We start from the raw sequence: 23058 nt of genomic DNA, 5'->3' as shown, positions 1-23058 counted from the left end.
GACTTCCGGGAGGCCTGCCTTGACCGAGACCCAGTTCGACGCCGAATCCGAGTTCGACAGCCAACTCGACCGACTGGTGCAGCTCGGCTACCCCGCCCTCGCCGGGCTGACCGAGACCGCCTTCCGCGACCTCGTCGCGCCGCTGCGGGCCAGGGCCGTCGAGGGCACCGCCGATCTGCCCGCCCCCACCGACGCCCGAGTGCCGTTCCTGCTGGTCACCACCCGGGACCTGATCGGGGTGCCGGAACGGGTGCGGCTGACCACCCTGGCCGGCAAGCACAAGCCCGGCGTCGTCGACCGGAACTACGCCGAGGACGACCTGCCCCGCTTCGACCCGATCAAGGAGTTGGAGACGCCGGCCGGGCCGGCGTACCTGCTCTTCGACGTCGACCGGGGCGAGGAGTTCCGCAACCTGGCCCCGGCCACCGCCATGGAGGGGATCACCGCGCAGGGCCGGCTGCCACTCACCATCGACGAGGGGCTCGCCTTCATCACGCTGCACCCGGCCGCGCTCGCGAGCAACAGGTGCTTCTCGCTTGTCGGCTCCCGCTGCGGCGACAAGCGGGTGCCGGCGCTCTGGATCAGCCAGGGCGCACCCAAGCTGGGCTGGTGCTGGTACGGCAACCCGCACACCTGGCTCGGCTCCGCCTCGGCCCGGCCGGAGCGCATCGGCCTGGGGTGATCGTCGGGGTCAGAAGATGTCGGCCAGCGGCAGGGCGAGGGGGAACGGCTGCTCGGTGCGGTAGACCTCGCCGACCGGCAGAACGGCATGCTCGCGGTAGCCGCCTGCGCCGTTCACCAGCACGGTAAGGATCTGCTTGCGGGGCTCCACCAGCCAGTAGCGCGGAATGCCGGCGGTCGCGTACTCGTGGTGTTTGAGCACCAGGTCACGGCCGGCGTTGCTCGGCGAGATCACCTCGACGACGAGGAGCACCTCGGCCGGGTCGAGCGCGGCACCGCCGCTGTCCAGTGCGCTCTCACTGGCGACGAAGAGATCGGGTACGAAATACGACGAGCGCTTCGCGCTGACCCCGATGTCCTGACCAACGAGCACACCGGCGGGGGCCTGCCGGTCGAGGATCCGGCGGAGGCGGTTGGCGACCGCGCCGTGGAAGACGTCCGCATGGGGGGACACGAGCAGACTCCCGTCGAAGATCTCGTAGACCTGGTCGTCCTCGGGGAGGCTCTGGAGGTCGTCCACCGTCCAGGCGTCGCCCCAGCCGGGCCGGGCAGGGTTGGTCACCGTCACACCTCCTCTCTACCGGACCACAGTGACAGCTCGGTCGGTTGTCCACAACGAGCCTGCGGAGTTGCCACACGTCAGCCGGCACGGTTCCGGAGTTATCCACAGGCGTGAGCGGTTCTCCACAGGTTGTTCACAACGCAAACCACTGATCTCCACGGCCGCTCCCTACAGTCAGGACCCATGAACGCACGCCGGGTACTGATGCTCACCGCCCGGGACGACGAGACCGCCCTGCTCGTGGGGCTGGCGGTCGGCGCGGACGACTACCTCACCAAGCCGTTCTCGATGCGGGAACTCACCGCCCGGGTGCATGTCCTGCTGCGTCGGGTGGAGCGGGCCGCCGCCACGCCGCCCGCCATCCGCCTCGGCGACATCGAGCTCAACGAGGCCGAACGACGGGTCCGCCGGGCCGGGTCGGACGTGCACCTCACCCCGACCGAGTTCGACCTGCTGGTCCACCTCGCGGGGCGACCTCGCACGGTGCTCCCCCGGGAACGGCTGCTCGCCGTCGTCTGGGGATGGGGTGACGGAAGCGGCACCCGCACCGTGGACAGCCACATCAAGGCGCTGCGCCGCAAGCTGGGCGCGGATCTCATCCGCACGGTGCACGGGGTCGGGAGCGGGCCCGGCGGTTCTCGACACGATCCCGGTGAGCTCCAGCGTGACCGACTGCCCCGGACTGCGAGGCTGGTGAGCGTGAACGCTTGACAATCGCGTGGGGCGGGCGAGACTGCCGGGGTGGCCAAGCAACTCCCTGACGTGGGGTCGGGCGGTGCGGTACCGCCGCCCCGGCGGTCCCGGATCGTGCTGGCCGAGATCACCAGGCAGGACACCCGCGCCGAGCGGACTCGCGCCGAGTTGGCCCAGCAGACCCAGGTCGGCGAGGCGCTGGTCCGTGGCCTGGTCCGGGCCCAACTCGCGCTGGCGCTGCGGCTGTCCCTGGTGGTGGCCATCGGGTTGGGCGGGTTGCCCTGGCTGTTCGCGATCGCGCCCTCGCTGGGCCGGACCACAGTCGCCGGCATCAACCTGCCGTGGCTGCTGCTCGGGGTGGTCTCCTTCCCGTTCCTGATCGCCGTGGGCTGGGCGTACGTGCGGCTGGCCGAACGCAACGAACAGGACTTCACCGACCTGGTGCAACGGCCGGAGCGCTGAGGTGGTCAACGACTTCGTGGTCCCGGCCATCGTCGCGGTCACCCTGGTCACCGTGGGGATCGGGTTCTACGGGCTGCGGTTGGCCCGGACCACGTCCGACTTCCTGGTGGCATCCAGGGCGATCAGTCCGACGTGGAACGCCGCCGCCATCGGCGGGGAGTACCTGTCGGCGGCGAGCTTCCTCGGCATCGCGGGGCTGGTCCTCAAGTACGGCGTGGACGTGCTCTGGTATCCGGTCGGGTTCGCCGCCGGCTACCTGGCCCTGCTGCTCTTCGTGGCCGCGCCGCTGCGCCGCTCCGGGGCGTTCACCCTGCCCGACTTCTGTGAGCTGCGGCTGGGGTCGCGTCGACTCCGCATCCTGGCCACCGCCTTCGTGATCTTCATCGGTTGGCTGTACCTGGTGCCGCAACTCCAGGGCGCCGGGTTGACCCTGGCCACGGTGGCCGGCTCCCCGTACCCCCTCGGAGCCCTGCTGGTGGCGGCAGTGGTCACCGCGAACGTGGCGTTGGGCGGAATGCGCGCGATCACCTTCGTGCAGGCGTTCCAGTACTGGCTCAAGCTGACAGCTCTCGCCGTACCTGTGGTCTTCCTGGCCCTGCAGTGGCAGGCCGACGGCCGCCCGGCGGTGACCCCACCCGACGGGCCGACGTTCCGGGCCGCGACCACAGTCGTGGTCGAGCACCGCGCGACCCTCACCCTGCCCGACGGTGACATCCGGGAGGTACGCCCCGGCGACGAGCTGACCTTCGCTGCCGGTGATCCGGTGCCGGACGTGTCCGGGGTGGCCACCGATGCCAACGACTGGTTGCTGCCCAGCGCCGCCGGGGACGACGACCGTGGCCTGTTCGCCACGTACTCGCTGATCCTGGCCACCTTCCTGGGCACCATGGGCCTGCCACACGTGCTGGTGCGCTTCTACACCAATCCGGACGGCGCGGCGGCCCGCCGGACCACACTTGTCGTGCTGGCCCTGGTCGGCGCGTTCTACCTGTTGCCCACCCTGTACGGGGTCCTCGGCCGGATCTACACCCCGCAACTGCTGCTCAGCGGCCAGACCGACGCGGTGGTGGTGCTGCTGCCCGAAGCGGCCCTGGGCGACGGGCTGCTCGGGCGGCTGCTCGCCGCGCTGGTCGCCGCGGGCGCGTTCGCGGCGTTCCTCTCCACCTCGTCCGGCCTACTGACAAGCGTCGCCGGGGTGATCTCGACGGACGTGCTCGGTCGAGGCTCGGTACGCGGTTTCCGGCTGGCCACCGTCATCGCCGGTGGTGTGCCGGCGGTACTGGCGCTGCACGTCTCCGGACTGGACGTGTCGCAGGTCGTCGGGCTGGCCTTCGCGGTCGCCGCGTCGAGCTTCTGCCCGCTGCTGGTGCTCGGAATCTGGTGGCGCGGGCTGACCGACGTGGGCGCCACCGCCGGCGTGGTGGTCGGCGGCGGCGCGGCGATCGGCGCGGTGCTGGTCACCGTGCTCGGCCCACCGCTGTCCGGCTGGCCGGCCACGCTCATCGCGCAGCCGGCCGCCTGGACGGTACCGCTGGCCTTCACCGTGATGGTCGCCGTGTCGATGGCGACCCGCCGGCGAGCCCCGGCCGACGTTGCCGCCACCATGCTCCGCCTGCACACCCCGGAAGCCCTCCGGATGTGAGGACGGGGGGCTTTGTCCGCCTCGGGGATGATCGCGGGTCCGCCCGCCGCCGGACGGCGAAATTAGCCGGCGGCGGATAGCGTCGGCTCCATGACTGTTGAGCACCCCGCGCTCGCACTGCGTGGCCTGGCCAAGCGGTTCGACGGCACGGTCGCGGTGGCCGGCGTCGACCTGGACGTCCCCGCCGGTTCCTTCTATGGCCTGCTCGGCCCGAACGGCGCCGGCAAGACCACCACCCTGTCGATGGCGGTCGGGCTGCTGCGACCGGACGCCGGCTCGGCCGGGGTGCTCGGGCACGACGTCTGGCAGGACCCGGTGACCGCCAAGCGGCTGCTCGGCGTGCTGCCCGACGGGGTCCGGCTGTTCGACCGGCTGACCGGGGCGGAGCTGCTGGCGTACAACGGGTTGTTGCGGGGAATGAACCCGGCGGTTGTCGACCAGCGGGCCGCCGAGTTGCTGGACGTGCTGGCGCTCGGCGACGCCGGTCGGACGCTTGTGGTGGACTACTCGGCGGGCATGAAGAAGAAGATCGGCCTGGCCTGCGCGCTGCTGCACGGCCCTCGGGTGCTGGTGTTGGACGAGCCGTTCGAGGCGGTCGACCCGGTCTCCGCCGCGCTGATCCGGGACATCCTCACCCGGTACGCGACCGGCGGTGGCACCGTGGTGTTCTCCAGTCACGTGATGGAGGTGGTGGAGCGGCTCTGCTCGCACGTGGCGATCCTGGCCGGCGGCACCATCAAGCGGGTCGGGACCATCGACGAGGTCCGGGGCGGTCGCTCGTTGGAGCAGGTCTTCGTCGAGGTGGTCGGCGGGCGCACCGCGACCGGCGAGGAGCTGTCGTGGCTCTCCCGGTGAGCGCGGACGCCACCCCCGCCGCGCCCGTACGGTCGGTCTCCGCTCGACACTTCGCGCGGCTCAAGCTGCGGGTGATGGGCAACAACTTTCGGGGCCAGGGCTGGCGAATCGCCCTGTTCGTCGGCGGCGCGTTGCTCGGGCTCTGGTTCGCGGCCAGCGGTTTCTTCCTCTTCGCCGCGCCGGGCCTGAGCGGCAACGGCACGTACGCGGTGCTGGTCGCGGCGGCCGGTGGTGGGCTGCTGGTGCTCGGTTGGCTGCTGCTGCCACTTGTCTTCTTCGGTGTGGACGAGACACTGGACCCGGCCCGGTTCGCGCTGCTGCCGCTGCCCCGGCGCACGTTGGTGACCGGCCTCTTCGTGGCGGCCCTGATCAGCGTGCCGGTGCTGGCGGCGCTGATCGCGTCGTTCGGGCTGGTGCTGACCGCCTGGTCGTTGGGCGGCTGGTCGGCGGGTCTGGTCGCCGTCGTGGGGGTGCTCGCCGGGCTGCTGCTCTGCGTGGCCGCCAGCCGGGCGGTGACCAGCGCCTTCGCCACCATGTTGCGGTCCCGACGGGTCCGGGACCTGGCGGCCGTGCTGCTGGCGGTGACGGCCGCGCTGCTCGGGCCGTTGCAGGTCTTCGGCCTGGCCGCGCTGCGGGAGGCGGACTGGACCCGGCTGGCCGATGTGGCGACCGTGATCGGTTGGACGCCGCTGGGCGCTCCGTGGACCGTCGGCATCGACGTGGCCCAGGGTCGGGTGTGGGCGGCACCGGTCAAGTTGCTGATCACGGTGCTGGCGCTCGGCGCCCTGCTGGCCTGGTGGTCCCGGTCGATCGAGTCGGCGATGGTGGGTGCGGCGAGCGCAGGTAAGGCCCCGGTGCGACGCGGGGTTGCCGGTGGCGCGGTCGCCCAACTGTTTCCCCGGGTCGCCGGCTGGGCCGGCCGGGACCGGTTCGGCGCCCTGGTCGCCCGGGAGGCCCGTTACTGGTGGCGGGACGCTCGCCGTCGGGCCAACCTGATCACGATCGCGGTGGTCGGCATCTTCGTGCCAGTGATGATCAACGTTACGGGCGGGGACTTCGCGGCCATGGGCGACGAGGGGTTGACGGCGGCGGCCAACGACAGCTCACCTGTCGTGGTCACCATCTCGATGCTGTTCGTGGGCGTGCTCGCCGCCGTCACGCTGGCCAACCAGTTCGGCTTCGACGGCAGCGCGTACGCCGCGAACGTGGTGGCCGGGGTGCCCGGGCGGGTCGAGCTGCGGGCCCGGATGACGGCCTTCTCGCTGTACGTGCTGCCGATGTTGGGCGTCGTCGCGGTGGTGCTGTCGGTGCTGCTCGGTCGACCGGGTTGGATCGGGCTCACCATCGGCAGCCTGGTCGCCACCTACGGCGCCGGGCTGGCGGTGAACTGCCTGGTGTCGGTGCTCGGGGCATACTCGCTGCCGGAGACGAGCAACCCGTTCGCGATGAACAGCGGCGCGGGCCTGACGAAGGGGCTGCTCACCCTGCTGGCCATGCTCATCTCGGCGGTCGCCGCGGTGCCGATGGTGGTGGCCGCCGCGCTGCTCGGTGACGCGTGGCTCTGGCTGGCCCTGCCGGTCGGTGCGGCGTACGGGCTGGGCGCGGCACTGCTGGGCGCGTACGTGGCCGGCGACGTGCTGGACCGACGTCAGCCGGAGCTGCTGGCCACGGTCACGCCGCGCCGTTAACCGGAGCGCCGGCCGGAGCCCTGGGCGGCGTCGGCGACGAAGCCACGCCAGGCGGCCGGAGCGAAGGTGAGGGTCGGCCCGGAACGATCCTTGCTGTCCCGGACCAGGACGACGCCGGGCAGGTTGTCCGCCACCTCGACGCAATTGCCGCCGGAGTCGGTCGACCGCGTTGACGTGCGCCAGCGTGGCTCAATCATCGTCATGGTGTCACCTTTAGCTTCCGGATCAGATCCATTGAGGCGCCTGTGGAGAGCGCCTCGCCGAGCAGACTATCCCACTTGCGATCAATCAATCCGATCATTTCGGGGTCATCCATGACGTTTCCGCGAGCCGCATTCTCCAGGTAGAGCACCCTGTCTCCGTCCGGCAAATCGGCGAACACGAACCCACCGCCGAGGCCGACATGCTCGCCCACGCTCAGTGGGATGACGTGCAGCCGGACGAACGGCAGGTCTGCCACCTCAAGCAATCGGCCAAGCTGGGCATCGAGCACGGCAGGGCCGCCCACCGGCCGGTGAAGGCCCATCTCGTCCACCAGAAAGACGCAATGCGGCGGCATATCCCGGGACAGCAGCAGTTGGCGTTCCAACCGAACCGCGACAAGTTCGTCGACGACAGCCGGCGGATGCAGACCACCAGCCGAGATAACAGCGCGCGCGTATTCCTCGGTCTGGAGAAGACCGGGCACGAGGCATGCCTCGAAGGCACGTAGGCGCGTCGCCTGTTGCTCGTATCCACGCCAGGGGACGAACCAGGATGGACCGTGTTCCTGGTCGGCCGCTTTGAGGAGTTCGGCGAGGAGGCCGCCGGTGGCTAGGGCCTCGTCGGCGGCGACCGCGAACTCCATGGTCGGCCGACGTCGGCCGGTTTCGATGGCGGCGACCGTGGATGGACTCCACTTGGTCAGCGTGGCCAGAGCCTCCTGGGACACCTCGGCACCGGCTCGGGCGGCCTTCAACGCCCGCACCCACATCTCGACGTTCATCCTTACCTCTCCGGTAAGTACGTGACCCCGCTGCGTAGTAAGCCCTGGAATCCTCCCCTCTCCGCGCCCATCCGTCCAGGGTGGATGACACGCGGCCCGGCCGGTGGAGGCGACGTCCCGGCGACTGGGTCCTGCGTTCGGGCCGCCCCGGTCATCCCCCGATCGGGGCGGCCCTCGTCGACTGGGAGGAGATCAGCCATGTTCGGGTTCATCCGTGGCAGGAACGGGGCGCGGTGGTCGTACCGGAAAAGGAACGTTGCCGCGCCGGCGGCCGCGCCGGGCGCGACTGGAGCGGAGCGGTCGGCAGGCCCGCCGGATCAACCACCCGCGTGGGCGAACGGGCCGACGGTGGCCCTGCCGCGACCCGGCCGGGCCGGTTGGCTGACCCCGGCGCAGACCTGGCGCGCGAACGGTGGCCACTGGTGAAGCCCGCGGCGCGGCCAGCGGATCGGACCTCGGACCACGCAAGCGACCGGACGGCGCATCGCACCAGGGATCGGTGTGTCACCGCGAGCGTGATGACTCTCAGGCATCAATATGACTCAGAGGCATCACGGTCATTCGGGTATCGCCCTCCGCCGAGCGGACCGCGCCGCAGCCGGGCGACTCCAAGGCCCCGGACGGCCGGAGGGCCAAGGTGAGCCGGCCACACCTGCCGATGCGGCCGCTGTGGCGGTGTCGGGGCTGCGGCGCGCTCTGGCCGTGTCAGCCGGCGCGGCTGGCGCTGCTCGCGGAGTACCGGCACGACCGCACCGCGCTGCTGTTCTACCTGGGCACGCTGATGGCGGAGGCCGGTGATCAGCTCGCCCGGCTCAACGGGCGCCCCGCCGACCTGCACGCGCGCTTCCTTGGCTGGGCGAGGGTCCGGGGCGGCACAATGTTTCACGTGAATCATGAGCCGGGTGCCGAGATCCACCACACCGACCCGTTCGCGGTGCCGACCGGGCAGCGGTCGCCGGTACGCCGACTGCGTGGCCGCCTCGCCGCACCGGTGACCCTCTGGACGGCACCCGGCCCGGCAGGGCTGACCGTCTCGTCGACCCTGGTGGCCGAGGGGGAACCGGACCGGCTGCTCGGGCTGATCGACCCGGAGTCCGACCTCTGGGCCGCCGTCGAGGAGTCGGGTCGGTTCGCCGTCACGCCGCTCGGCCCGCCGCACCGGCAACTCGCCGACCGGTTCGCCGGCCTCTTTCCCGCCCCGGGCGGGCTCTTCGCCACCGGCGCGTGGATCGAGACGCCGTACGGGCCGGTCCCGGCGGACGCCGCAGGCTGGGCCGGGTGCCGGCTGGACACCGCCCGGGAGTACGGCTGGGGCCTGCTGGTCGAGGCCACGATCGAGGCGGTCGACCTGGCCGAGGAGGCCACCCCCCTGTTGCACTACCGCGGTCGCTACCACGAGCTGCCGGCCTGAACGGACGCCTCGCCCGAGGGCGACCGATCACCGCAGTGACCTGAGTCACTTGGCGCAGCCAGCCAACCGCTCGGCGCACTCGCCGACCGGCGTCGATCTCAGCCTTCCCTGTCGGGGAGTGCGCTCTTTACGGTGCGCGAAACTCCTCTGACGCCTGTGAAGGTGGTGATCCACAAATGTCCACGGACACACCCGCTCCGGCCGCTTCCCAGTCGGACAAGTACCTGGCCGTACAACGGTCGGACGAGTTCGCCGGGCTGCGGCGTGCGCTGCGCGGCTTCGTCTTCCCGATGACCGTCGCTTTCTTCCTGTGGTATGCGCTCTACGTCATTCTCTCCGCGTACGCCCGGGACTTCATGGGCACGAAGCTGTTCGGCAGCAACATCAACGTCGCGCTGGTCTTCGGCCTGCTCCAGTTCGTCTCCACGTTCCTGATCGCCTGGCTCTACTCCCGGTACGCGGACCGGAAGATCGACCCCATCGCGGACCGGATCCGCGCCGAGATCGGGGAGGTGACCCGTGAAGACGGTTCACGCGGTTGAGACGTTCCTCGCGGCTGAGGCGGGCAACCACACCGCCCGCAACCTGACCATCACCCTCTTCCTGGTCTTCGTCGCGGTGACCCTGGGCATCACCATCTGGGCCAGCCGGCAGACCAAGACGGCGACCGACTTCTACGCCGGCGGCCGGTCCTTCTCCGGCTTCCAGAACGGCATGGCGATCGGCGGCGACTACATGTCGGCCGCCTCGTTCCTCGGCATCGCCGGCATCATCGCGCTGTACGGCTACGACGGCTTCCTCTACTCGATCGGCTTCCTGGTCGCCTGGCTGGTGGCCCTGCTGCTGGTCGCGGAGCTGCTGCGGAACTCGGGCCGGTACACGATGGCGGACGTGCTGGCCTTCCGGATGCGTCAGCGTCCGGTGCGTACGGCGGCGGCGGTCTCCACCATCACGGTGTCGATCTTCTACCTGCTCGCGCAGATGGTGGGCGCCGGCGCGCTTGTCGCGTTGCTGCTCGGCATCAAGCCGGGGACGACCTTCCTCGGCATGGACGCGTCCACCGCGAAGATCGCCACCATCATCATGGTCGGCGCGCTGATGATCATTTACGTCACCGTGGGCGGCATGAAGGGCACCACCTACGTGCAGATCGTCAAGGCGTTCCTGCTCATGGGCGGCGCGCTGCTGATGACCATCCTGGTGTTGGCGAAGTTCAACTTCAACCTGTCGGCGCTGCTGGGCCAGGCGGCCGAGGCATCCGGCAAGGGCAGCGCGTTCCTCGAACCCGGCCTGCGGTACGGCGTGGAAGTCGCCGGCAACTCGACGCAGACCTTCTACAACAAGGTGGATCTGCTGTCCCTGGGTATCGCCCTGGTGCTCGGCACCGCCGGCCTGCCGCACATCCTGATCCGCTTCTACACGGTGCCGACCGCGAAGGCGGCCCGTAAGAGCGTGCTCTGGGCGATCGGCATCATCGGCACCTTCTACCTGCTCACCCTGGCCCTCGGCTTCGGTGCGGCGGCGCTGGTGGGCAGCCAGGCGATCACGGCGCAGGACAAGGCGGGCAACACCGCCGCGCCGCAGTTGGCCGAAGCGCTCGGCATCGACTTCTTCGGCGGCGAACTGGGTGGGGCAGCCCTGCTGGCGATCATCGCGGCGGTCGCCTTCGCCACCATCCTCGCGGTGGTCGCCGGGTTGACGCTGGCCTCGTCGTCCAGCCTGGCGCACGACTTCTACGCGAACGTGCTGAAGAAGGGCGAGACGTCGGAACGGCAGGAGGTGCGGGTCGCCCGGATCTCGGCCCTGGGGATCGGCGCGGTGTCGATCGCCCTGTCGATCTTCGCGCAGAACCTCAACGTGGCGTTCCTCGTGGCGCTGGCCTTCGCGGTCGCCGCCTCGGGCAACCTGCCGGCGATCCTCTACAGCCTCTTCTGGCGGCGGTTCAACACGTCCGGCGCGGTGTGGGCGATCTACGGCGGGCTGCTCTCGGCCGTGCTGCTGGTGTTCTTCTCGCCGGTGGTCTCCGGTGCGGCGACCTCGATGTTCCCGGACCACGACTGGCAGTGGTTCCCGCTGTCCAACCCGGGCATCCTCTCCATCCCGTTCGGCTTCCTCTGCGGGTGGATCGGCACGATCATCTCCAAGGAGCACGACGAGGACAAGTACGCCGAGCTGGAGGTGCGCGCCCTCACCGGCTCTGGCGCCCACTGATCGCGGTACCTGTCGAGGGGCCCCCTGCTGACGCGCGACGTCAGCAGGGGGCCCTCCCGCGATTTCGGGGCTCGGTAGGCTGAGCGGTATGAAGGTTGCTGAGCGCTTTGGTTCCGGTCACCGCGTCCTCGTCACCGGCGGAGCTGGCTTCGTCCCGTCGCACCTGGTGGACTCGCTGATCGCCCGAGGTTGCACGGTGGTGGCGCTGGACAACTTCGTGACCGGCTCCAAGGAAAACGTCGCCCATCTGCTTGATCGGCCGACCTTCACCCTCGTCGAGGCGGACATCTCCGAGGGCCTGCCGACCCACCACCCGGCGTTGGCCGAGCGGTTCGACGCGATCCTGCACATGGCCTCGCCGGCCAGCCCCACCGACTTCGCCCACCTGCCGGTGGAGATCCTCCGGGTCGGTTCGGTCGGCACCCTGCACCTGCTGGAGCGCGCGGCCGCCGACGGCGCCCGGTTCCTGATGGCCTCCACGTCCGAGGCGTACGGGGACCCGAAGGAGCACCCGCAGCGGGAAACCTACTGGGGCAACGTCAACCCGATCGGGGTCCGCAGCGTCTACGACGAGGCCAAGCGCTTCTCCGAGGCCGCGACGATGGCGTACCACCGCTACCGCGGGCTCGACGCGGCGATCGTCCGGATCTTCAACACGTACGGCCCGCGGATGCGCCCGGACGACGGCCGCGCCATCCCCACCTTCATCTCCCAGGCGCTGCGCGGCGAGCCGATCACCGTGCACGGCACGGGCAACCAGACCCGGTCCATCTGCTTCGTCGAGGATCTGGTGCGCGGCATCCTGCTGCTGCTCGACTCGACCGAGACGGGCCCGGTCAACTGCGGCACCGAGCACGAGCTGACCATGCGGCAACTCGCCGAGTTGATCGTGTCGCTCTCCGACAGCACCTCGAAGGTGACCTATGTCACCCGCAGCTCGGACGACCCGGAGATGCGCCGGCCGGATCTCACGCTCGCCCGTGAACTGCTCGGATACGAGCCGTCGGTCGCGCCCGAAGATGGCCTTCGACGCACGATCGAGTACTTCCGCGCGCGGCTAGGGTAACCGGATCTTCGCGTACGGCCTGCCGCTGAGTGTCGCCTGAAGGCGGCGGTGGCTCTCGCTACGTACCCTGAGTTACATGTCCGCGACCTCGTCTGCCGGCGTCCCACATCCGTACCTGCACCGCAGCGCCGGGCGCGCGTCGGTGCCCGGCCCCGACCGGGGCGCCTCCGGGCGTGCGCGTCCGACCGAGGCGCGCTTCTACCCGTCGTACGACGAGGAGCAGCCTCGGTCCGGCGGCCCGACAGGCCCCGGCGGGCCCGGCGGCCCGGGTGGCGTCGGTGGGCCGGGGCGGCGGGGCCCACGGCCGCGTTGGGGCCGGATCGCCCTGGTGGCCGGGGCCGCGGTGCTGGTGCTGGCGCTGCTCGGCAGCGTCGGCGCCTGGTTGTACGCCCGCAACCTCAACAGTGACCTGGCCCGCACCGACCCGTTCGCGGAGATCACCGGTGGTCGGCCGGCCAAGACCGTCGACGGCGCGCTGAACATCCTGCTGGTCGGCAGCGACTCGCGGGATCCGGACGCGCCCGTCGACAGCAAGAGCCAGTGGCGGGCCGACACGATCATCGTCATGCACATCCCGGCCGACCACCAGGAGGCCTACCTGGTCTCCATCCCCCGGGACCTGTACGTGCCGATCCCGAAGAGCGCCGGCGCGGCCTGTGACTCCGGCTCCCGCGCGAAGATCAACGCGGCGTTCGCGTTCGGTGGGCTGCCGCTGGCGGTACGCACCGTGGAGTGCTTCACCGACGTTCGGATCGACCACGTGATGGCGATCGACTTCGGCGGTTTCAAGGAGGTCACCGACGCCCTCGGCGGGGTGGACCTGAAGGTCGAGCGAACCGTCACCTCGATCCACAAGCCGTACCGGACGTTCACCAAGGGCACCAACCACATGGACGGCGCGGAGGCACTGGACTGGATCCGGCAGCGCAAGCAGTTCCCGGACGGGGACTTCGCCCGGATGCGGCACCAGCAGGAGTTCCTTCGGGCACTGATGGACAAGGCGGCCAGCACCGGCACGCTGGCGAACCCGAAGAAGCTCAACGATTTCCTCAAGTCGGTGACCGCGGCCGTAACCGTCGACCAGACTTTCTCGGTTACAGACATGGCGCTGCAGTTCCGTAACCTGCGCGGCCAGAACCTCACGTTTGTGACCAGCCCGAACTCGGGCAGCGACACGATCAACGGCGAGTCGGTGGTGGTGTCGGACCGGGAGAAGGCGCTCGCGATGTACCAGGCCATGTCGGCGGACACGATGGCCGACTGGGTCAAGGCCAACCCGCCGAAGAGCAACGACGGCGGCTGAGCGCGGCCCGGGGGCACCAGCCGTTCGGGTCATCGAACAGCGACGATCGACTGAGTGTGCGAAATTCGACGTCCGGATTGACCCGGGATGAACTCGCCAAGTCGATTTGATGTACGTACAGTGGTGCCGCCCCCTCCTGATCACGAGCTGGAGCACGCATGCCGGTTCAGGCCAGTCGTCGCCCTTCTTCCCCCGGGTCCACCGCCCCCAGCGGTCGAGTCGCTGCGGCCATCCCAGCTCAGGCACGCCCCTCGGGCGGCGGGCCGGGTGCCCGCCCGCCCGGCAGCGGCGGTGGTGGCGGCGGTGGCGACCGCCCAGGTGGTGGCGGGTCGAAGAAGCGGACCAAGCGCAAGGACCCGCTCTGGGCCAAGCTGACAGTGGTCTTCGGTGCCGTGCTGATGCTGAGCAGCGGGGTGGCCATCGTCGGCAGCAAGGCCCTGATCGGGCAGGCGACCGGCGGCATCGCGAAGGGCAACCTGCTGGGTGAGGCCGGCAAGTCCGACGCCGAGGGCGGCGCGAGCCTGGACGGCCCGATCGACATGCTGCTGCTCGGCGTGGACGCACGGGAGCGCTGGGCCGCCGACGACGTTCGGTCGGACAGCATCATCATCCTGCACATTCCGGCCACGCACGACCAGGCGTACCTGATCTCCATCCCCCGGGACACCGAGGCGCAGATCCCAGCGTTCAAGAAGAGCGGCTACGGCGGCGGCAGCGGGAAGATCAATGCCGCGTTCCAGGCTGGTGCCGCCAACGGTGGCGGCTGGGAGGGTGGCGCCCAGCTGATGGCCCAGACGATCAAGCGGCTCACCGGGGTCAGCTTCGACGGCGCGGCGATCATCAACTTCGGTGGCTTCAAGAACGTCATCGACACTCTGGGCACGGTGCGGATCTGCGTCAGCCAAGAGGTCAAGTCGCTGCACATGTCGTACGTCGACGGCAAGCCGATGTGGAACGCGGACGCCAAGAAGACCGGCAAGCAGCGGACCCCGGTGGTGCACAAGAAGGGCTGCCAGGAGATGGAGGGTTGGGCGGCGCTCGACTACTCCCGCCAGCGCAAGACCCTCAAGAACGGCGACTACGACCGGCAGGCGAACCAGCAGCAGCTGATCAAGGCGATGGCCAAGAAGGCCACCGCGGGCGGGATGTTGACCAACCCGGCCAAGATGAACCAGCTGATCAAGGCGGCGGGCGGCTCGCTCGTGCTGGACACCGGCGGCGTGGCCATCGAGGACTTCATCTTCACCATGCGCGGGGTCACCGGCAACGAGCTGACCATGCTGAAGACCAACAACGGCACCTTCAACGCCAACGGCAACAACACCGAGGGCCTGAACGAAGAGACCATGGCGATGTTCCGGGCCGTCAAGCAGGACAAACTCGCCGAGTTCGTCTTCACGCACCCCGAGGTGATCTCCACCCGCAAGTGAGGGCCGTAGTCGCGGAAAGCCAGCGACGACCTCGTCACCGCCCGTAGCCTGACGTGAGCAGGTTTCACGTATCGGCTGCGGGGAGGCGGTCACGTCCAGGTGGGGACGGAACGCGGCGGGTCGGGCCGGAGCGGCCCCGTCCGCCCGGCCACGTAACGCCCGCGGGTCGCGGATCCTGCTCGGCGTCGGCCTGGCCCTCGTGCTGCTGGCGGGGCTCGCCGTGGCCGGGCTCAAGACGCTCAGCCACCGGTACGACCGCACGGTGGCCAAGGAGCAACTGCTCGACCCCGACGCCCGCACCGAGCGCACCGACCTGGACGGGCCGCTCAACTACCTCCTGGTCGGCTCCGACCGGCGCCCGGGCGGCAGCGGCCCGGACCAACGCTCGGACACCATCCTCATCGTGCACGTCCCCGCCGGGCAGCGGGAGGCGTACCTGGTCTCCATCCCGCGTGACCTGCTGGTCGCCATCCCGCCGGCGAACGGCTTCGGCGGCGGCCAAGACAAGATCAATGCGGCGTACGAGCACGGCGGCGGCGGGCAGGCCGGCGCCCAACTGCTCTCCGCCACCCTGCACCGGCTCACCGGAATCCGGTTCGACGGCGCCGCCCTGATCGACTTCTCCGGCTTCCGGAAGGTCATCGACCTGCTCGGCGGGGTGCAGATGTGCGTGGACACCGAGGTCCGCTCGATCCACACCAACCGTGTCTTCCCCACCGGGTGCCACCAGATGGACGGGGCGCAGGCGCTTGACTACGTTCGACAGCGATACGACCTGCCCGGCGGAGACTACGACCGGCAACACCACCAGCAGCAGTTGCTCCGGGCGATGCTGGACAGCGCCGGCCGGGCGGACCTGCGGAGCAACCCCGTCAAACTGGACCAGGTGCTCCGGGCGGTCGGCGGCTCGTTGACCGTCGACACCAACGGCGTACCCCTGGAGGACCTGCTCCTCGCGCTACGCGCGCTGCCGCCCGACGGGATGCGCGGCGTCCAGGTGCCCTCCTCGCCGCAGACCATCGACGAGGTCTCGTACGTGGTGCTGGACAACGGGGGCAACGGGCTCTTCGAGGCTCTTCGCGGCACGCGGGTGCCGGCCTGGGCGCAGGCCAACCCCCACTGGGTGACCCGGTTGTGACGGTGCCGACGGCCCGGCCGCTGCCGAACCGGGCCAGGAGGATCTAGTGTTGCTTCCTGTGTTCGGACCCCAGGTTCCCACCGTGCCCGTGACCGAGATCGCCGCCGAGACCTACCTGCTGGACGTGCGGGAGGACGACGAGTGGGCGGCCGGCCACGCGCCCACCGCCCACCACCTGCCGATGATGGAGCTGCCGGCCCGCATGGCCGAGGTGCCCACCGACCGGGAGGTGGCGGTCGTCTGCCGTTCCGGCGGGCGCTCCGCCCAGGTCGTCGCCTACCTGATCAACAACGGCTGGGAGCAGGTGCGCAACGCCGACGGCGGGATGCGCCAGTGGGCTGCGGTCGGCCGACCGGTGGTCGACGCGAACGGGCAGCCCGGCCAGGTCATCTGAGGACGGCGGAATGGGCGGGCCACTGGTCTTCGCGCACCGCGGCGCCTCGTACGACCTACCCGAGCACACCCTCGCCGCGTACCTGCGCGCTCTCGACGAGGGCGCCGACGGCCTGGAGTGTGACGTCCGGCTGACCCGGGACGGGCATCTGGTCTGTGTGCACGACCGACGACTCGACCGCACCAGCAACGGTCGCGGCCTGGTCAGCGCCCGTACGCTCGCCGAGCTGGACGCCCTGGACTTCGGCTCGTGGCACCCGGGCAGCGCCCCGAACGGCGACCTGCCGCCGGACGAGTCGCACACCCGGCTACTGACCCTGGCCCGGCTCCTGGACGCGGTGCTCGCCGCCGGTCGGCCGGTCCGGCTGCTCATCGAGACGAAGCACCCGTCCCGCTACGGCTCGCACGTGGAACGGCGGCTGGTCAGCCTGCTGCGCCGGTACGGGCTGGCCGACCCCGCGCCGGACGACCCGGTCCAGGTCACCGTCATGTCGTTCTCCCCGCTGGCGGTCCGCCTGGTGCACGAGCTGGCCCCGACGCTGCCCACCGTGCTGCTGCTGGAGCTGTTGCCGCGCTGGTTTCCGTTGAGTCGGCTGCCGTTCGGCGCCCGGGTCGCCGGGCCGGGCATCGACCTGGTCCGGGCCCGCCCGCAGCTGCTGCCCGCACTGCGCGCGGCCGGCAACCAGGTGTACGTCTGGACTGTCAACGAACCGACCGACCTGGAGCTGGTGCTGGCCGCCGGGGTGGACGGGATCATCACCGACCGCCCGGCGTACGCCCTCGCCCGGCTGAACCGCTGACCCCATCGGCGGGCGGGGGGTGCCCAAAACCGGGTCGGCGGGGCAGACTCGGCACATGCCGGAGCGTATCGATTTTCCCGCTCTCCTCGCCGGCCACACCGTCGTGATCGAGATGATCAACTCTGGGGACGCGGGCCTGCCGGTCCTCACCCAACTGCTCCGGGTGGCCCAGCCGGCGCTCGGCGCGGCCGGGATGGCGTTCGTCGAGTTCGGCCCGACCGGCGGTCGCGTGATCGCCGCGACCGGCGCGGCGGAGTGGGCCCTCGGTCGACCGCTGGCGGTCGACGACCCGGACACCGTCCGCCTGCTCTCCGGGCCACGGGTGAGCCAGGTGCGGGTGGGTGACCTCAACGGCAAGCTCGCCGGCGAACTTGCCGGCAGCGGCCTGCGCCGAATGGTGGTCTCCCGGGCCGAGATCGGCGGTCACACAGTCGGCAGCCTGCACGCGCTCTATCCGGGCGATGACGAGCCGGGCACCGAGCAGCAGGGGGTGGTCGCCTACCTCGCCTCCTGCGTCGGGCACATGTACGGCGACCAGAGTGGCCTGCCGGTGCACGGCGACGGCCCGGTGGTGGCGGCCCTCGCCGACGGGCTCGCCGTCGTCGACCGGGACGGCCACGTCCGGCTCTGGAACCCGGCCGCCGCCCAGGTCACCGGCCGGACGGTCGAGCAGGCGCTGAACCACCCGCTGCCGTTCCCGCTGCCGCCCTCCGGGCAGGTTCGGGACCACCGGATGCCGGACGGCCGCTGGCTGCGGATCACCTCCGGCGACCTGCCCGGCCCGGGCACGTTGCGGGTCGTCACCTTCCGCGACATCACCGACCAGCAGCGCCGCGACCACGACCGGGAACTGTTCGTCGCGGTGACCAGCCACGAGCTGCGCACCCCGGTCACCGTCATCAAGGGGTACGCGGACACCCTCACCGACCACTGGGAGTCGCTGACCGAGGTCGACCGACGGCAGGCGGCTCGGGTGATCGGGCAACGCGCCAACGAGCTGGCCCGACTGGTCGATCGTCTTCTCAGCTCGGCGGCCGAGGCGGGGCCGGGCGACGACCCTCCCACCCCGTTCGACCTCGGCGAGGCGCTGCGCTCCGCCGTCGTGGACCTGCCGGCCGAGTTGCGCCGCCGGCTGGTGCTCCGCCTCCCGGGCGATCTGCCCAAGGCGCTCGGTCACCGGCCCAGCCTGGCCACCGTGCTTACCGAGTTGACGACAAACGCCGGCAAGTACTCGGCACCTGACTCTCCCATCGAGATCACTGCTTCCGGCGACGGTCGACTTGTGGCGTTCCGGGTCAGCGACCAGGGCATCGGCATCCGACCCGAGCACGTGGAACGGGCGTTCGACAGGTTCTGGCAGGGCGAGTCGGGCGACCGTCGCGGTTACCCGGGGGCCGGGCTCGGCCTCTATCTCGTCCGCAGGATCGTTGAACAACAGAATGGATGGGTATCCCTACGTCCGAGGACCGGCGGCGGTACGGTCGCAGAGGTGCGGCTACCACGCGGTTGACCAGGGGTGGCGCGACGTGGAGGCGACGGTGGCAGCGGCAGCGACGGCAGCAGCGAGGGATCGATCCTGGTGCGTGGTGGTTCCCCACCACCCGGGCGGGGCACGGCTGGCCCGACACCGGCTCGCCGCCGAGCTGGCGGACGTCGTACCCCCGACGCTCCTCGCGGACCTGATCGCGGTGCTCGCGGAGCTGGTGGGCAACGCGGTGCGGCACGCCAGACCTCTGCCCGGCGGCGTGATCCGGGTTGCCTGGCAGCTGCGGCCGTCGGCCGAGGGCGCACGAATCCAGTTGCGGGTCACCGACGGCGGCGGCCCGGGCGCCGGGCCACGGCTGCGGACGGCCAGCCCGGACGCGGCGGACGGGCGCGGGCTGCACATCGTGGCCGGCCTGGCCAGCCGCTGGGGTGTCGAACAGGACGGCATGGGCCAGCGCGTCTGGGCGGAGTTCGACCCGGTGCCGGCACCCCGACCCGACCTGGTGCCGGCGGGCTGAGTGTGGCTCGGGCGGGTCCCGGCCACGGCGAGCCGCCCGGGGCTCTAGGCTGTGACGCCGTGAGTAAGCGTCGAAAGAGCCAACGCAGCGCCACCGACACCGCCCCTCGTCGCGAGAAGGTGCGGGACGTCTTCGTGCCGCGTCCGTTCGACGGGCTGGTCGACGAGTCCGAGTGGATCGCGCTGCGTGAGTTGGTGCCCGCCGCCTCCGCCCCGCTGCGGCTGGCGCCCGCCCTGGTCGAGGAGTTCGGTGACCGGGAGGCGACGCTCGCCACGGTGCTGCCGATGGCCGCCCCGGCGATCACCAAGCCGGACGGCCGGGTGCTCATCGGTCTCCAGCGCCACCAGCAGTCCGGCGACGTCTCCCGGGATCTGGCCGACGCGTTGCTCAGCGCGCTGCGCACCGAGCCGGGCGGCCAGGTGGCCGTGCCGCCACTGCCCGGCCCCGGCCCTCGTCTGCAGGACATCCTCGTGGACGGTCCACTGGACATCACCATGCACGACGGTTTCGACTTCTGGCTCGACCCCGGGGCCGCCGACGATCCGACCGTCCAGGCGTCGCTGGAGCGGGCGAACGCGGCCATCTACCCGACGGTCCGGTTGACCGCGGCGAAGGCCGCGTACTGGTGTCAGGTTCCGGAGAAGGCCCACGTGCGCTGGGTGCTGCCGGACGACGAGGACGCCGCGCTCGACGCGCTGGCCCGCCTCGGCGCGGCCGGCACGCTGACCCTCGGCGAGCAGACCAAGTTCGCCGGCATGTTCCGCGCGCACGGTCGACTCGTGCCGGTCTGGGACCTGCCGGAGGAGACCCCGGCGGCGGAGTGGGAGGAGCCGGTGACGCAGTTCGCCAAGCGGTACGCGGAGGCGCTCACCGTCACCGACCCACTCGACGCCGCCGGCCGTCGAGCCCGTCATGGGCTGCTCGGCCGCCAGCTCACCCTGCGCTGAGCCCGTCGCCCGGTTCAGCCGGCGACGGGTAGCGGGTCGCGGCTGATCGGGCAGGACATGCAGCGCGGTCCGCCGCGGCCGGAGCCCAACTCGGAGCCGGCGATCGGGATCACATCGATGCCGGCCCGCTCCAGTTGGGCGTTGGTCTCGGTGTTGCGCTCGTAGCCGACGCAGAGCCGGGGAGCCAGCGCGAGGGTATTGTTGCCGTCATCCCACTGCTCGCGTTCCGCGGTGACCGGATCCAGCCCGGTGTCGATGACCCGGAGCAGGTCGAGGTCCATCGCGTCCGCGGCGGCCCGTAGGAACGGTGCCGGCCCGTCCACCCGCGGGTCCTCGCCGTCCGCCCCGGCGATCACCGTGTACGCGGACAGCGCGCTCGCGATGTTGGGATACATCAGCACGGCGTCCACGTCGACCATCGTGCACACGGTGTCGAGGTGCATGGTGGCGCGCTTCTGGGCGATCGGCACCACCAGGATGGTGTGGGCCAGGCCGGCGGCGAAGACCTGCCGGCTGAGACGTTCGGCGCCGGCCGGGGTCGTCCGCTCGCCCACCCCGACCGCCAGCACCCCGGGTGCGAGCAGCAGCACGTCCCCGCCCTCCAGGTGCTCCAGGCCGGGGCGGTAGACGAACTCGGTGCCGGCGAACCGGGGGTGGTGGCGGTAGATGGCGTCGGTCAGGGTGGTCTCGCGGCGGCGGGCCGGCATGGCCAGGCTGGTGACGCCGACCCGGTCGCCGATCCACAACGACGAGTCGCGGGTGAACAGCAGGTTGGGCAGCGGATCGATGACGAAGTCGTGTCGGTCCATCATCGTGTAGACCAGTCCGCCCGGTCGCTCCGAGCTGATCCGCAGCTCCTCGTGGGCCAGCCCGGCGGTGAGCACGTCGGCCAGGGCGGCCGGGTCCAGGTAGGCGAGGTGGTCGGCGACGCGGGAGCGCAGGGTGTCGCCGAGCCGTCGGGAGCGCAGCACCTGCTCGGTGAGTTCGGCCCGGGCGTCCGCGACGGCAAGCGTCTCGGCCAGCAGGGTGGCGAGGTAGAGCACCTCCACGCCGCGCTCGCGAAGGGCGGCGGCGAACGCGTCGTGCTCCTCCTGGGCGCGCCCCACCCACGGGATCGCGTCGAACAGGAGCGAGTCGTTGTTGCGTGGGGTGAGCCGGGCCAGTTCGGGGCCGGGCCGGTGCAGTAGTACCGTGCCGAGCCGTCCGACTTCACTGTCGACGTAGTGGGTCACTCCCGCAGCGTAGGGCAGGGTTTAGCGGCATCCGAGAAAAGAACTGTGGATGAATATGGCATTCATCCACAGTCACTCCGGCGCTCCGGCTTGCCGAACACCGGTAGTGGCAACGTAGGGTAGTGAGGACATAACTTCGAGGGACCTTTTGCCGGAGGTCGCGATGACTGTCTTTCCCGCACGACGAGCCGCACCGTCCGCTCGGGCACTGCCGCCCGTCGCGGTGCCACACCCCCGCGTCGAGGCGCCGGGGGTTCTCGAGCCAGTCCGTCCGACACCGCTCGAATGGGCCCGCCGCCGTCGGGCCGAGCGGGGCGCACGCCGCCTGGAGGCGGCCGGGGCACGGGCGTTGGGCCAACTCGATCATCTCGGGCCCGCCTGGCACGTGATCGAGTGGCCGCGCACCGACGTGACAGACGTCCTCGACCGCGCTCAGGACGACCGGGCCGGGTTCCTCGCCATCGGGCCGAGCGGTCTCTTCGCCGTGACCATCGCCGACCACGGCCGGGCCAGGGTGCTCGTCGCCGGAGACGTGGTGCAGATCAACGGCAAGCGTCCCCCGTACGTGGCCGAGTCCCGCCGGGACGCCAAGCGGGCCAGCAAGGCGCTCTCCGAAGCGGTGGGGCTGCCGGTTCCGGTGACGCCGGTGCTGACCTTCGTCGGCTCCGGCGTGATCAGCGTCTACGGCCTTCCGAAGGACTGCCTGATGGCCACCCACCGGGAACTGGACCGGCTGCTCGTGGCCGGTGGCAGCCGGATCAGCCCCGCCACCGCCGAGAAGCTTTCCCGAGTCGCACAGCACCCCGCCACCTGGCTGAACGGCACGTACCGTCCAACTGCCGACTACCGGTGGTACGACGAGGGCCGAACGGCCGCTGACAAGCCGGCCCACCGCCGGTAACGTCACCGGCGACGCCACGCGACTCCGGTCCCCCCGTTCACCTCACCGGTCTCCGCGCCGTCACCGGTCGCTGCGGTCAACGCCGCGCCCCGGTGACCCGGTGCGCTCGGTGATTCGTCGGCGACCCGCTAGCGTGGACAGTCGATCGGTGCACATAGGAGGCGCGGTGGCCCACGTCGAACTTTCGCTCTCGGAAGCGTTCGTGCCGGCGGCGCGGGCGTCGACAGAGCCGGAGTCCGACAATGTCGGCCAATGGTCGTCGACAGTCTCCCGGGCCGATGAGCCGTGTCTGCTGATCGACGCCGACACCCGGGTGGTGGCGATCTCCACGGCCGGCTGCGAGCTGCTCTGTCTCGGTGAACCGGACGGGCTGATCGGCCGACCGCTGCTCGACGGCGGGCTACGTCTGCTCGACTTCACCGCCAACCGGGGCGAGCTGACCGAAGCCGAGATCGACAAGATCCCGCCCCTGCTGGCGCTCTCCTCCGGCCGACTCGCCCGTGGGCTACTCCGGGTGCAGGCCGCCTCGGCGAACAGCTCCGACGCGACAGTCGACGCGATCTCCACCCCGGTGCTCACCGACGGCACCGTCGCTGGCTCACTCACCTTCTTTTCCGAGGTCTGACCTGCGGCGGAGTGTGTCCTTCGCCGCACG

At 70.8% G+C, this 23058-nt stretch carries 23 protein-coding genes and 1 pseudogene; 20 read left to right on the top strand and 4 right to left on the bottom strand.

Translation table 11 applies throughout. The annotated features are described in order from the left end of the window. Nucleotides 1-19: 19 nt before the first annotated feature. Nucleotides 20-682 (top strand): DUF5701 family protein, encoded by a 663-nt coding sequence (locus tag ACLQ3B_RS11070; RefSeq protein ID WP_425779664.1) that lies wholly within the window; start codon nucleotides 20-22, stop codon nucleotides 680-682. A gap of 9 nt (nucleotides 683-691) precedes the next feature. Here the strand turns inward: ACLQ3B_RS11070 and ACLQ3B_RS11065 are convergent, their stop codons facing one another. Next, nucleotides 692-1243, bottom strand: a complete 552-nt coding sequence (locus tag ACLQ3B_RS11065) for a Uma2 family endonuclease (protein WP_425779662.1) — start codon at nucleotides 1241-1243, stop codon at nucleotides 692-694. Nucleotides 1244-1441: 198 nt separating this feature from the next. Between ACLQ3B_RS11065 and ACLQ3B_RS11060 the strand changes: the two are divergent. From ACLQ3B_RS11060 to ACLQ3B_RS11040, 5 genes and pseudogenes are all read left to right on the top strand, one after another. Then, nucleotides 1442-1864 (top strand): annotated as a pseudogene (locus ACLQ3B_RS11060) (response regulator transcription factor); the annotation flags it as partial. 120 nt (nucleotides 1865-1984) lie between these two features. After that, a complete protein-coding gene (locus tag ACLQ3B_RS11055; protein WP_425779660.1) occupies nucleotides 1985-2398 on the top strand; it encodes a hypothetical protein in 414 nt (137 codons plus the stop codon). Between the two features lies 1 nt (nucleotide 2399). Then, on the top strand, nucleotides 2400-4040 hold the full coding sequence (locus ACLQ3B_RS11050) for a cation acetate symporter (RefSeq protein ID WP_425779658.1): 1641 nt from the start codon (nucleotides 2400-2402) through the stop codon (nucleotides 4038-4040). A 90-nt stretch (nucleotides 4041-4130) separates the two neighbouring features. Then, entirely contained in the window at nucleotides 4131-4895 is a 765-nt protein-coding gene (locus ACLQ3B_RS11045; RefSeq protein ID WP_425779656.1) for an ABC transporter ATP-binding protein, read from the top strand. Next, a complete protein-coding gene (locus ACLQ3B_RS11040; protein WP_425779655.1) occupies nucleotides 4880-6583 on the top strand; it encodes an ABC transporter permease in 1704 nt (567 codons plus the stop codon). The genes ACLQ3B_RS11045 and ACLQ3B_RS11040 overlap by 16 nt, the downstream gene beginning before the upstream one ends. On the opposite strand, the gene ACLQ3B_RS11035 is transcribed toward ACLQ3B_RS11040, so the two are convergent. Together ACLQ3B_RS11035 and ACLQ3B_RS11030 are read right to left on the bottom strand one after the other, a co-directional pair. Then, nucleotides 6580-6786, bottom strand: a complete 207-nt coding sequence (locus ACLQ3B_RS11035) for a DUF397 domain-containing protein (protein WP_425779653.1) — start codon at nucleotides 6784-6786, stop codon at nucleotides 6580-6582. The two genes, ACLQ3B_RS11040 and ACLQ3B_RS11035, sit on opposite strands and share 4 nt — an antisense overlap. Next, nucleotides 6783-7568, bottom strand: coding sequence for a helix-turn-helix domain-containing protein (locus ACLQ3B_RS11030; protein ID WP_425779651.1), 786 nt, complete (start codon nucleotides 7566-7568; stop codon nucleotides 6783-6785). Before ACLQ3B_RS11030 ends, ACLQ3B_RS11035 begins: the two co-directional genes overlap by 4 nt. 658 nt (nucleotides 7569-8226) lie before the next feature. Between ACLQ3B_RS11030 and ACLQ3B_RS11025 the strand changes: the two genes are divergently transcribed. From ACLQ3B_RS11025 to ACLQ3B_RS10970, 12 genes are all read left to right on the top strand, one after another. Beyond that, nucleotides 8227-8979 (top strand): flavin reductase family protein, encoded by a 753-nt coding sequence (locus ACLQ3B_RS11025; RefSeq protein WP_425779895.1) that lies wholly within the window; start codon nucleotides 8227-8229, stop codon nucleotides 8977-8979. A 176-nt stretch (nucleotides 8980-9155) separates the two neighbouring features. Further along, nucleotides 9156-9521: a DUF485 domain-containing protein gene (locus ACLQ3B_RS11020; RefSeq protein WP_088950720.1), complete on the top strand. Its 366-nt coding sequence runs from the start codon at nucleotides 9156-9158 to the stop codon at nucleotides 9519-9521. Then, complete coding sequence (locus ACLQ3B_RS11015; protein ID WP_425779649.1) at nucleotides 9499-11190, top strand: solute symporter family protein; 1692 nt, start codon at nucleotides 9499-9501, stop codon at nucleotides 11188-11190. The genes ACLQ3B_RS11020 and ACLQ3B_RS11015 overlap by 23 nt, the downstream gene beginning before the upstream one ends. A gap of 88 nt (nucleotides 11191-11278) precedes the next feature. Continuing rightward, a complete protein-coding gene (locus ACLQ3B_RS11010) occupies nucleotides 11279-12256 on the top strand; it encodes an NAD-dependent epimerase/dehydratase family protein (RefSeq protein WP_425779647.1) in 978 nt (325 codons plus the stop codon). 76 nt (nucleotides 12257-12332) lie between these two features. Continuing rightward, nucleotides 12333-13559, top strand: coding sequence for an LCP family protein (locus ACLQ3B_RS11005; RefSeq protein WP_425779645.1), 1227 nt, complete (start codon nucleotides 12333-12335; stop codon nucleotides 13557-13559). A 158-nt stretch (nucleotides 13560-13717) separates the two neighbouring features. Beyond that, the gene (locus tag ACLQ3B_RS11000; RefSeq protein ID WP_425779643.1) at nucleotides 13718-14989 is read left to right on the top strand and encodes an LCP family protein; all 1272 of its coding nucleotides are present in this window, start codon (nucleotides 13718-13720) and stop codon (nucleotides 14987-14989) included. A gap of 199 nt (nucleotides 14990-15188) precedes the next feature. Next, nucleotides 15189-16127 carry an LCP family protein gene (locus ACLQ3B_RS10995; RefSeq protein WP_425779642.1) on the top strand — a complete coding sequence of 313 codons (939 nt, stop codon included), beginning with the start codon at nucleotides 15189-15191 and terminating at the stop codon, nucleotides 16125-16127. Between the two features lie 58 nt (nucleotides 16128-16185). Continuing rightward, complete coding sequence (locus tag ACLQ3B_RS10990; RefSeq protein ID WP_425779640.1) at nucleotides 16186-16521, top strand: rhodanese-like domain-containing protein; 336 nt, start codon at nucleotides 16186-16188, stop codon at nucleotides 16519-16521. Between the two features lie 10 nt (nucleotides 16522-16531). Next, on the top strand, nucleotides 16532-17320 hold the full coding sequence (locus ACLQ3B_RS10985; RefSeq protein ID WP_425779638.1) for a glycerophosphodiester phosphodiesterase: 789 nt from the start codon (nucleotides 16532-16534) through the stop codon (nucleotides 17318-17320). Between the two features lie 55 nt (nucleotides 17321-17375). After that, entirely contained in the window at nucleotides 17376-18830 is a 1455-nt protein-coding gene (locus ACLQ3B_RS10980; protein ID WP_425779636.1) for a PAS domain-containing sensor histidine kinase, read from the top strand. Nucleotides 18831-18903: 73 nt separating this feature from the next. After that, nucleotides 18904-19323, top strand: coding sequence for an ATP-binding protein (locus ACLQ3B_RS10975; RefSeq protein WP_425779635.1), 420 nt, complete (start codon nucleotides 18904-18906; stop codon nucleotides 19321-19323). Nucleotides 19324-19382: 59 nt separating this feature from the next. Beyond that, nucleotides 19383-20270, top strand: coding sequence for a DUF5926 family protein (locus ACLQ3B_RS10970; protein WP_425779633.1), 888 nt, complete (start codon nucleotides 19383-19385; stop codon nucleotides 20268-20270). 14 nt (nucleotides 20271-20284) lie between these two features. On the opposite strand, the gene ACLQ3B_RS10965 is transcribed toward ACLQ3B_RS10970, so the two are convergent. Continuing rightward, nucleotides 20285-21502 carry an arginine deiminase gene (locus ACLQ3B_RS10965; protein WP_425779631.1) on the bottom strand — a complete coding sequence of 406 codons (1218 nt, stop codon included), beginning with the start codon at nucleotides 21500-21502 and terminating at the stop codon, nucleotides 20285-20287. 163 nt (nucleotides 21503-21665) lie between these two features. On the opposite strand from ACLQ3B_RS10965, the gene ACLQ3B_RS10960 reads away from it, so the two are divergent. Together ACLQ3B_RS10960 and ACLQ3B_RS10955 are read left to right on the top strand one after the other, a co-directional pair. After that, the gene (locus tag ACLQ3B_RS10960) at nucleotides 21666-22403 is read left to right on the top strand and encodes a hypothetical protein (protein ID WP_425779629.1); all 738 of its coding nucleotides are present in this window, start codon (nucleotides 21666-21668) and stop codon (nucleotides 22401-22403) included. A 166-nt stretch (nucleotides 22404-22569) separates the two neighbouring features. After that, complete coding sequence (locus ACLQ3B_RS10955; RefSeq protein ID WP_387175126.1) at nucleotides 22570-23028, top strand: hypothetical protein; 459 nt, start codon at nucleotides 22570-22572, stop codon at nucleotides 23026-23028. The last annotated feature ends 30 nt before the right edge of the window (nucleotides 23029-23058 follow it).

Origin of the sequence: Micromonospora sp. DT53, assembly GCF_049841535.1 — a bacterium.
Lineage (GTDB): Bacteria > Actinomycetota > Actinomycetes > Mycobacteriales > Micromonosporaceae > Micromonospora.
This window is presented reverse-complemented; position numbering and strand designations above follow the sequence as displayed.

Excerpts from the sequence above, each read along its gene's own strand:
- ACLQ3B_RS11045 (WP_425779656.1), top strand. The coding sequence starts at position 4,131 with ATGACTGTTGAGCACCCCGCGCTCGCACTGCGTGGCCTGGCCAAGCGG.
- ACLQ3B_RS10960 (WP_425779629.1), top strand. The coding sequence starts at position 21,666 with ATGACTGTCTTTCCCGCACGACGAGCCGCACCGTCCGCTCGGGCACTG.
- ACLQ3B_RS10985 (WP_425779638.1), top strand. The coding sequence starts at position 16,532 with ATGGGCGGGCCACTGGTCTTCGCGCACCGCGGCGCCTCGTACGACCTA.
- ACLQ3B_RS11000 (WP_425779643.1), top strand. The coding sequence starts at position 13,718 with ATGCCGGTTCAGGCCAGTCGTCGCCCTTCTTCCCCCGGGTCCACCGCC.
- ACLQ3B_RS11010 (WP_425779647.1), top strand. The coding sequence starts at position 11,279 with ATGAAGGTTGCTGAGCGCTTTGGTTCCGGTCACCGCGTCCTCGTCACC.
- ACLQ3B_RS11025 (WP_425779895.1), top strand. The coding sequence starts at position 8,227 with ATGCGGCCGCTGTGGCGGTGTCGGGGCTGCGGCGCGCTCTGGCCGTGT.
- ACLQ3B_RS11005 (WP_425779645.1), top strand. The coding sequence starts at position 12,333 with ATGTCCGCGACCTCGTCTGCCGGCGTCCCACATCCGTACCTGCACCGC.
- ACLQ3B_RS11020 (WP_088950720.1), top strand. The coding sequence starts at position 9,156 with ATGTCCACGGACACACCCGCTCCGGCCGCTTCCCAGTCGGACAAGTAC.
- ACLQ3B_RS10980 (WP_425779636.1), top strand. The coding sequence starts at position 17,376 with ATGCCGGAGCGTATCGATTTTCCCGCTCTCCTCGCCGGCCACACCGTC.
- ACLQ3B_RS11035 (WP_425779653.1), bottom strand. The coding sequence starts at position 6,786 with ATGACGATGATTGAGCCACGCTGGCGCACGTCAACGCGGTCGACCGAC.
- ACLQ3B_RS11030 (WP_425779651.1), bottom strand. The coding sequence starts at position 7,568 with ATGAACGTCGAGATGTGGGTGCGGGCGTTGAAGGCCGCCCGAGCCGGT.